Source organism: Coprococcus intestinihominis (genome assembly GCF_040096555.1).
Taxonomy (GTDB): domain Bacteria; phylum Bacillota; class Clostridia; order Lachnospirales; family Lachnospiraceae; genus Coprococcus_A; species Coprococcus_A intestinihominis.
The window spans coordinates 1-7,494 of sequence record NZ_JBBMEK010000165.1 but is presented as its reverse complement, the minus strand read 5'-3'; the positions used below and the strand labels follow the sequence as shown (position 1 = coordinate 7,494).

Below are 7,494 nucleotides of genomic sequence, written 5' to 3'. Positions count from 1 at the left end.
AAATGCAAGCCACTGGATGGCCTTGATATCATCCGGACGATTATCATTAATCTGAATCAGAGACATAAAGTCATTGCGGTTAATACCGATAGAACGGTAGGCGCCACGCATATTGCTCTCTCCGTATCCGGCATAAGGGTCGTAAGAGGTTCCCTGGAAATGAGAAGAGAGAACATATTTCACATCCTCTACAGTAACTTTCTTTTCAGGCACCATGCACCATGGAATATTGTCGGAATATGGTGTGAAGTCGGCAGCCGGACCGTCCCAGCGCCATGTGTGCGGATTCAGGCAGCGACCCATATACCATGCACGTGGGGTATTGTAAACATGATCAGAATCGTCATGACTGCCGAAAGCATCTCTCGGATTGAGAACGCCGTCCATAGCCAGATTCAGATGGTATTTTTCAATAAAATCTTTCAAATCGGCAGAACACATATATTCTTTCTGCTCGGAAAAAGCATCTTCCAGATTGAACTGGTCAATACCAAGCTGATTTGGCATGATTACATAGACATCATCCGGCACTTTGCGGGCCATCCAGTGATGACCGCCGATAGTCTCAAGCCACCAGATCTCCTCCGCATCCTGAAAAGCAATGCCGTTCATTTCATAAGTGCCATACTGCTCAAGCAGACTGCCGAGGCGTTTGACACCCTCTCTGGCACTGTGAATATATGGCAGTACAAGGCAGACGATGTCTTCTTCACCAATACCGCCTTTGATTTCTTCCTGTCCGTCTTTGGCCGGCTGATAAACAACGAGCGGGTCTGCGCCAAGTACTCTTGGATTGGAAGTGATGGTTTCAGTGGCTGTCATTGCGACATTGGCTGCATTAACGCCGCTGGCAGCCCAGATGCCGTCGCCTTCAACTGCATTTGGAACAGCAGTATAGCGCATCGGATTATCCGGAAGGTCAATCTCTACATGAGAGAGGACGGAGATGTATTTGCGCGGCTGTTCATCAGGATGAACGACCACATATTTTTTTGGTGTAAATTTGCCGGACGGTGAGTCATCGTTGCGTGCAATCATCGTAGAGCCGTCGTAGGATGCTTTTTTGCCGACAAGAATCGTAGTACAAGCCATTTATAATTCCTCCTTGTGTTAGGTTATTGCAACTATAAGAATGATACCACTTTTAGAATGGTTCGTACAGTCATTATAAGGAATCGGAATAGTAAAAGCGTTGCATGGCAGGGAAGATTTAATGTATACTTTTATTAAGTTGTGATAAGCCCGTAGTCACGATGGAATATGGGGATTTTCAAAGGAGGAATTTGATGAAAGCAGCAGTGATTGACAGATTCGGAGGACCGGAGGAGATTTATTACACTGACATTGAGAAGCCGGTGCCGGGGCCGGATGAAGTTCTTGTAAGGAATGTTTATATTGGCGTGGGAAAGCCGGATTATATTATGAGAAGCGGTATCTGTCCGTTTCTTGAGGCTAAGCCGCCGAAGCTGGTTGTGGGCAATGAATGTGCCGGTATTGTGGAGGCAGTGGGTTCAGATGTAAAGGGGATTGAACCTGGCATGCAAGTCTGCGTCAACAGCGGTCTTGGATATGGCGCTTATGCGGAGTATATTGCTGTACCGCAGAAGTTTGTGACGGTATTTCCGGATGAGTTTCCGTTGAAGTATGCGCCGGGATTCCTGAATTATATGGTGGCCTATGCGCTGCTGAATGAAATCGGAAGAGGCACGGATGGCAAGTCTATTTATATTTATGGGGCTGCAGGCGGTGTCGGCACAGCGGTTATCCAGACAGCTCTTTTGCAGGGAATTGAAGTGATTGCTTCTGCCAGCAGCCAGGAAAAATGCGACTACATTAAGTCTTTGGGAGCACAGTGTGTGTTTAATCATAAGGAACAGGATGCCAAAGAAGTTATTATGGATTACACCAGAGGCCGTGGGGTGGATCTGATTTTTGATCAGCTGGTGGGCAGACGTTTTGCAAGTCAGTTCGAATATCTGGCGGATTTTGGTATGATTGTCATTTATAACTGGCTGGATGGCAGTCCAGAACTGGATCAGCTCGATACAATTATCAAACAGTCCAGTCATGCATCGGCCGTTCGTTCATTCTCTTTCCATATATATGATGATAAGCCGGAACGTCTGGCAAAGATTCGGAAGATCTGTATGGATCGGATTATCTCGGGTGAAATAAAACCACATTTTTATATGGATCTGCCGTTGTCAGAGGCAAGGAAGGCTCATGAACTGATGGATGGTTTGCAGATTATGGGTAAACTTATTCTTCATGTAGAGGAATAAATTAAGAAAGATTATCAGAGTCGGAAAGATTTTGATAATCTTTTTCTTGTATTATTTGTATTATGACATATAATATAAATAATAGGAGGAGAAGGCGATGATTATTAAAATTAATTCCAGATCGGAGATGCCGATTTATCTGCAGCTGCGCAATCAGATTGTTAAAGGCATTGGCAAGGGAGAACTTGAACAAGGAGAGATACTACCTACAGTGCGTCAGATGGCGGCGGACCTGGGAGTGAATGTCATGACAGTGAGCAAAGCCTATCAGCTGTTGAAAGCAGAAGGATTTATAGAGACGGACCGGAGAAAGGGCAGTATCGTCTGTATACCGGAGGAAGAATATCCCACGCAGCAGGCTGCTTTTGAGGAAAAACTGGAGGATGAGTTGGAGCTTCTGACTGCGGAAGCCAAAATCCGCGGGATGGATAAGGGACGGTTTATACAGTTCTGCCAGCACATTTTTGAGGAAATGGAGATGGTGCCGGAATGATAGTAACGATCATTATGATATTGACGGATTGGCTGATGGTGGGGATTACGAAGATGGTTTACAGCTGCAAAGTGGCCTATCGTCAGGGAATGCTATTTGGTGTTCATGTGCCGGGTGATGTAGCGGAACTGCCGGAAGTGAAGACGATGATTGAAAAATATCAGTCATGGATGAAGGCTTTTTATCGCTGGCATTTTGCCATTGGAACGGTGATTTGTTTTCTGGGAATGTGGTATATGTCCATCTTTTTTATTGCATGGACTGTGTGGATGACGGCCTTTTTCATCGGTGTTATGGGCAAAGTCTGGCAGACACACCGGTATATGTATGAATTGAAGATGCAAAAGGGCTGGTATGAGGCGACATCAGAAGAAGAGCAGGTGACAAGTGCCGTGGATACAAAGACAGCCGCCAGAACAGCCCAAATGGAAGTGCCGATGATTTGTCATGCGCTGCCGTTGATTGTGCTCTGTGGGCCGTTGGTGATACCGGGGCTTTGGCATGCCATGGCTGTCAATTCAGAGAGCTGGATTATCTTCGTGTGCTGTTTGCTTGTCTGTGGCTGTCTGCTGGGAGCAGCTTTGTTTTATGACAAAATGGGCAATAAGATTTACAGTGAGCATTCGGATATTAATTTTCAGGTAAATTGTTTAGAGAAACGTATGACGTCCGTTGGATTTCTGGCCAGCAGTATTTGTAATTCAATGGCTTTCTGGCCAATTGCCGGGGCGCTGCTATCAGGAAAATGGATGGACTGGAGCTGGATGGGGTTGTATGCGCTTTTTGAATCGGCGGCGGGAATTGTGATGGTTGTACTTTTTTTTATCATCAGGCGCCGGAAAGAGGCACTTTTGAAGCAGGATACAGCACCGATGTATATTGATGACGATTATTACTGGCGAAATGGCTGGTACAGCAATCCGGATGACAGACGGCTGTTTATACAGGACCGCTACAGCAGTATGAATTATACCGTGAATTTAGGCAGGACGGCAGGGAAAGTCATAACAGGCATTACTTATGGGCTGCTGATCGTCATGATGGCGGGATTTTGTCTGTGGCTTTTGAAGATTGATTTTACACCTGTGCGCATGCAGATGACGGATACTACAGTGACCGTTACATCTGGGTATTCGAATATTTCATTTGACAGAAATGAAATAGAAGATGTACAGCTTTTGGATGCCCTGCCGGATGATAATTTTTATAAAATTAACGGATCAGCCGACAGTAAGCAGTATCTGGGGAAATTTAAAGGCAAAGAGAACGGCAAATGTCAGATGTATGTGACGTTGGATGTGACACCGATACTTGAGATTAAGATGCCGGAGTATACGGTTTTTATTAACAGTCAGGAAGAGGGAAAAGCAGAGAAATGGTATCAGGAATTGAAACAGTAGCCGGGAGTGAAGTGCCTTTGTAATAGAATAAAGGTCAGATCATGGATACTTTCCTTGAAAGCTATGATTTTACAGGCAAGAGAATTATTCTCTTTGCGACATCCGGCGGCAGTTGTCTTGGCAAGATAGACGAGGGTGTGAAGAAAATCGTACCTGAAGCAAAGGTTGAGAATGGACGTATGCTTAATGGCAATGTATCTGAGGCGGATGTCAAAGCCTGGGTACAGAGCCTGAATTTATAGAGAAACGAGAAAAACTAAAAACATGGGGTGTCATACGTATTGAAAATTATATGACACCCCTGATTTTGCCAGTAATGCATCAGAGTCCGGGACAGTGTTTTAAATGGGCAGAGTGATGACACCGGTAATCAGCATATAACCAAGGGCTGCACTTCCGGCAATAAGAATAATCAGCATCAGACATCCCACCAGCCTTTTCTTCATTGTGAAGAAGAAACTGGTAACAAAAATCATCAGCAAAAATATAATCAAAGGTACAGCAATTATCTCCATGTTCGCCTCCAAAATAGGGTTAATCTTCACGTATATTTATGTATTTTATCAGATACAGGCCGGATTGACCAGAGAAATTCTATACTTTTGCAAATTTATAAAATGGACTGTTATATCATATATTTTTCTGGTATAATAAAACAGAAAAATTATTGAACTGAGTGAAATTCCTTTTTTTACATGAATACTCCATTGAAATAGAGTAAACACTCAAGCTTTACCTCTCTAATAAATATGCTGATTTCTGGGTACAATGTTAGTATCATAGACCAGAGGAGAGGTGTACATTACTTGGGTGTAGAAGAGTATATTCCGGACCGGATTGCAGGGTTGAGTGAAAAGAGGGGATATACGAAGTATCGTTTGTCTCAGATTACAGGCATGACACAGACTGCATTGGGCAATATATTAAGTCAGAAGAGTATCCCTATCATTCTCACACTGGAGCGGATATGTGATGCATTCAATATTACATTGGCACAATTTTTCTCAGAGGATGGGAGTCGGTTGGATTTGACGGATGAACAGAGTGAGATACTGGAAGTGTGGGATGGGCTGGATGTAAAGGAGAAAGAGATTTTATTATCATTCATACGCAGTTTGAAGAAATGAGAGCAGTTCAATCAAAAGGGACTGTTCTTTTTTATGCTTTGAGAGAACGGAGAAGCAAAGTATAAAAGGGAGCCTATCGGGGTGAATGAGGATGAACGAGACGATCAATACAATGCCGGAGTATGAACGATTACGGGCGGATTATGAGAAGAGACTGCAGGAAGTCGAACAGAACTATCAGAAACAGCTGATTCAGATGGCAGATGAGGCAAAGCGGGCGAATATGGCGAAAACCGATTTTTTTGCGTAGGATGAGTCATGACATGCGGACACCGATCAATGCTATCAATGGCTATGTCAGAATCGCCGGGGCTTTTCCGGATGATCAGGTGAAGCAACAGGAATGCAGGAACAAGATACTGACGGCGTCGGGATATTTGCTGGAGATGATCAAAAGTGTGTTGGATATGAGCAAGCTGGAATCCGGTGAGATGACTCTGGAGCATAAGCCATTTCAGATGACTGCGCTGCTGGATCGCGTCTGTCGAGTTATAAAAGTGCAGGCCATGGAAGAGGGGATTGATTATAATGTGGATAATGAGGTGCTGACGCATTCATGTTTGATTGGCAGCCCTGCACATATTCAGTAGATTTTGATGAATTTGCTGAATAATGCGGTGAAGTATAACAGGCGGGGCGGCAGAGTTTGGCTTCGGTGCAGGGAGATTGCGGACAGACCGGATCGATCGTGGTTTGAATTTGTCTGTGAGGATACGGGAATTGGGATGAGTGAGGCTTATCAGCAGCATATTTTTGAACCTTTTTCACAGGAATCCGATGGCGTCAAGAGCAAGTATGATGGAACGGGTCTGGGACTCCCGATTACCAAGAGAATGATCGAACTGATGGATGGTACCATTGATTTTTGGAGTCAGAAGAACGTCGGTACCCGATTTACGGTCAGACTTCCGTTGGAGATTGACATTGTATCCTGTCATTGCGATCGAGCGATCCACGCAGATGAGACAGCGAATCTGGCAGGGCTTAGAGCATTACTTGTTGAAGATAATGAAATGAACATGGAGATCGCTGAGTTTTTACTGAAAGAACAGCACATGCAGGTTGATAGGGCATGGAATGGTGCTCAGGCTGTAGAATTGTTTGAACAGTCAGAAACGCATGCCTATGATATTGTCTTGATGGACATTATGATGCCGGTGATGGATGGACTGGAGGCCGCCAGGCGGATACGCAGCCTTAAGCAGGAGGACGCCAAAACGGTGCCTATTTTTGCCATGTCGGCCAATACATTTATTGATGACATCGCTAAAAGCAGGGAAGCCGGGATGGATGAACACTTTACAAAACCATTGGATATAGAGGTCATTCGTGAGGCTATTGGGCGATACTGTGGTCGTGGCAGAGTATTTTGAAATTACATCACTGCTGAAAACCGCATGAACGGGAAAAACGATTAAACGGCAAGTTTAGTCGTTTTTTTACATAATTGTGCAAAGTGTATTTTAACGCATCGGAATCTAAGGTATAATAAATGGGCAGTGTGTAGATTAGAAGAATAGAAAGGTATTGTGATGGGATCATTTGAAGAAGATAAAGACATTATCAAGCAAAATCTTGAATGTGTGACGGAACGTCCGGATGCTGTTTTTGGTATTCGTATGTTGATGGAAGATAAATGTGAGATGCCGGACCGTGAGACGGTGCAGGATGTGATGGATCGACATTTGGGAAGAAGTGAGTGCTTTTGCTATGATGCACAGGTCATTGGCTTTTCTGCCAGTCAGTATAGTGTTCATTTTGCAAAAGAGAATAAAGATATATCACCGCAGCTATTGATTATGGGATGCAAGCCGATAACGGCGCCTGTGATGGATGGCATGGAGAAAAGTCAGACCTGGGATTGCCCCGAATGTGATGACATTCTGCAGCAATGTACCTGGCAGGTTGCAGCGTCAGATATGATGGCAGCAGGCTTGAATTATAAGGAACGTGCTGAGATGCTGGTGCAGTATGTGGAGGCGTTGATGGAACTGTTTCCATCCTGTAGGGCGGTTGTATTTGACAGTTCCAAGAAGATGTTTACAAGGGAGAAGTTGATCCGATGCCGGCTGCCGATGGAGTCTCGTTTTATTTATTATGCAGTGAATGTCCGATTGTTCAATATTCAGGGAGCAGAGGATATGATTGTGGATTCTGTGGGAATGAGCATGTTGTCTTTGCCGGATATCCAG

General features: G+C 44.4%; 11 protein-coding genes. 9 read left to right on the top strand and 2 right to left on the bottom strand.

The features are described 5' to 3' along the window. Window positions 1-1,092, bottom strand: a 1,092-nt coding sequence (locus WMO25_RS12235; protein WP_349085529.1) for a C69 family dipeptidase, incomplete at its 3' end; no start/stop codon positions are given. A 194-nt stretch (window positions 1,093-1,286) separates the two neighbouring features. Between WMO25_RS12235 and WMO25_RS12230 the strand changes: the two genes are divergently transcribed. The 4 genes from WMO25_RS12230 (at window position 1,287) to WMO25_RS12215 (ending at window position 4,417) form a co-directional block, all read left to right on the top strand. Continuing rightward, entirely contained in the window at window positions 1,287-2,282 is a 996-nt protein-coding gene (locus WMO25_RS12230; protein WP_256167118.1) for a quinone oxidoreductase family protein, read from the top strand. A 97-nt stretch (window positions 2,283-2,379) separates the two neighbouring features. Beyond that, complete coding sequence (locus WMO25_RS12225) at window positions 2,380-2,775, top strand: GntR family transcriptional regulator (protein WP_349085528.1); 396 nt, start codon at window positions 2,380-2,382, stop codon at window positions 2,773-2,775. Next, window positions 2,772-4,175: a hypothetical protein gene (locus tag WMO25_RS12220; protein ID WP_349085526.1), complete on the top strand. Its 1,404-nt coding sequence runs from the start codon at window positions 2,772-2,774 to the stop codon at window positions 4,173-4,175. Before WMO25_RS12225 ends, WMO25_RS12220 begins: the two co-directional genes overlap by 4 nt. Before the next feature lie 41 nt (window positions 4,176-4,216). Next, a complete protein-coding gene (locus tag WMO25_RS12215) occupies window positions 4,217-4,417 on the top strand; it encodes a flavodoxin (protein WP_349085525.1) in 201 nt (66 codons plus the stop codon). Window positions 4,418-4,516: 99 nt separating this feature from the next. Here WMO25_RS12215 and WMO25_RS12210 read toward each other — a convergent pair whose 3' ends face one another. Then, the gene (locus WMO25_RS12210; protein ID WP_015515189.1) at window positions 4,517-4,690 is read right to left on the bottom strand and encodes a hypothetical protein; all 174 of its coding nucleotides are present in this window, start codon (window positions 4,688-4,690) and stop codon (window positions 4,517-4,519) included. Window positions 4,691-4,981: 291 nt separating this feature from the next. On the opposite strand from WMO25_RS12210, the gene WMO25_RS12205 reads away from it, so the two are divergent. The 5 genes from WMO25_RS12205 to WMO25_RS12185 form a co-directional block, all read left to right on the top strand. Then, window positions 4,982-5,302, top strand: coding sequence for a helix-turn-helix domain-containing protein (locus tag WMO25_RS12205; RefSeq protein WP_349085524.1), 321 nt, complete (start codon window positions 4,982-4,984; stop codon window positions 5,300-5,302). A 91-nt stretch (window positions 5,303-5,393) separates the two neighbouring features. Further along, a complete protein-coding gene (locus tag WMO25_RS12200) occupies window positions 5,394-5,552 on the top strand; it encodes a hypothetical protein (protein WP_349085522.1) in 159 nt (52 codons plus the stop codon). A gap of 13 nt (window positions 5,553-5,565) precedes the next feature. Then, the gene (locus tag WMO25_RS12195) at window positions 5,566-5,892 is read left to right on the top strand and encodes a sensor histidine kinase (RefSeq protein ID WP_349085521.1); all 327 of its coding nucleotides are present in this window, start codon (window positions 5,566-5,568) and stop codon (window positions 5,890-5,892) included. A 6-nt stretch (window positions 5,893-5,898) separates the two neighbouring features. Beyond that, complete coding sequence (locus WMO25_RS12190; protein ID WP_349085520.1) at window positions 5,899-6,675, top strand: ATP-binding protein; 777 nt, start codon at window positions 5,899-5,901, stop codon at window positions 6,673-6,675. Window positions 6,676-6,834: 159 nt separating this feature from the next. Further along, the coding region (locus WMO25_RS12185) for a hypothetical protein (RefSeq protein ID WP_349085530.1) at window positions 6,835-7,494 on the top strand (660 nt) is incomplete at its 3' end.

What these genes read in the sequence shown, in the direction of transcription:
- WMO25_RS12230 (WP_256167118.1), top strand. Translation starts at nt 1,287, where the DNA reads ATGAAAGCAGCAGTGATTGACAGATTCGGAGGACCGGAGGAGATTTAT.
- WMO25_RS12225 (WP_349085528.1), top strand. Translation starts at nt 2,380, where the DNA reads ATGATTATTAAAATTAATTCCAGATCGGAGATGCCGATTTATCTGCAG.
- WMO25_RS12220 (WP_349085526.1), top strand. Translation starts at nt 2,772, where the DNA reads ATGATAGTAACGATCATTATGATATTGACGGATTGGCTGATGGTGGGG.
- WMO25_RS12215 (WP_349085525.1), top strand. Translation starts at nt 4,217, where the DNA reads ATGGATACTTTCCTTGAAAGCTATGATTTTACAGGCAAGAGAATTATT.
- WMO25_RS12210 (WP_015515189.1), bottom strand. Translation starts at nt 4,690, where the DNA reads ATGGAGATAATTGCTGTACCTTTGATTATATTTTTGCTGATGATTTTT.
- WMO25_RS12200 (WP_349085522.1), top strand. Translation starts at nt 5,394, where the DNA reads ATGAACGAGACGATCAATACAATGCCGGAGTATGAACGATTACGGGCG.
- WMO25_RS12195 (WP_349085521.1), top strand. Translation starts at nt 5,566, where the DNA reads ATGCGGACACCGATCAATGCTATCAATGGCTATGTCAGAATCGCCGGG.
- WMO25_RS12190 (WP_349085520.1), top strand. Translation starts at nt 5,899, where the DNA reads ATGAATTTGCTGAATAATGCGGTGAAGTATAACAGGCGGGGCGGCAGA.